Below are 735 nucleotides of genomic sequence, written 5' to 3'. Positions count from 1 at the left end.
TGACGCCGTGGTAGCTGGGGTCGGGGGTGGTGAAGTTGGTGTGTCGGCCCTGGGTCCAGTCGAAGGTGCCGCTGTCGACGATGACGCCGGCGACGGCGGTGCCGTGTCCGCCGAGGTATTTGGTGGCGGAGTGGACGACGATGTCGGCGCCGTGTTCGAAGGGTCGTAGCAGGTAGGGCGTGGCGACGGTGTTGTCGACGATGAGGGGGAGGCCGTGGTTGTGGGCTACGGCGCTGATGCCGGGGATGTCGAGGATGTGGTTTTTGGGGTTGGCGATGGTTTCGCCGAAGAATGCTTTGGTGTTGGGGCGGATGGCGTCGGCCCAGTGGTCGAGGTTGTCGGGGTCTTCGACGAAGGTGGTTTCGACTCCGAGTTTGCGCAGGGTGTAGTGGAGGAGGTTGTAGGTGCCGCCGTAGAGGTAGGGGGAGGCGACGATGTGGTCGCCGGCTTCGGCGATGTTGAGGATGGCGAGGGTTTCGGCGGCTTGGCCGGAGGAGAGTAGGAGTGCGGCGACTCCGCCTTCGAGGGCGGCGATGCGTTGTTCGACGGTGTCTTGGGTGGGGTTCATGATGCGGGTGTAGATGTTGCCGGGTTCGGCGAGGCCGAAGAGGGCTGCTGCGTGGTCGGTGCTGTCGAAGACGTAGCTGGTGGTTTGGTAGATGGGCAGTGCGCGCGCGTTGGTGGCGGTGTCTGCGGTTTGGCCGGCGTGGACCTGTTTGGTTTCGAAGGACCAGT

At 64.5% G+C, this 735-nt stretch carries 1 protein-coding gene; it reads right to left on the bottom strand.

Going from position 1 to position 735, the window contains the following annotated elements; all coding sequences use genetic code 11:
* Positions 1-735: aminotransferase class V-fold PLP-dependent enzyme (locus MTX36_RS29450; protein WP_243623199.1), on the bottom strand; the 735-nt coding region annotated here is incomplete at both ends.

The sequence above is a fragment of the Rhodococcus sp. ARC_M6 genome (assembly GCF_022810305.1).
Taxonomy (GTDB): domain Bacteria; phylum Actinomycetota; class Actinomycetes; order Mycobacteriales; family Mycobacteriaceae; genus Rhodococcus_F.
Note: the sequence above shows the minus strand (reverse complement) of the source record. Positions and strands in the feature narration are given on the sequence as shown.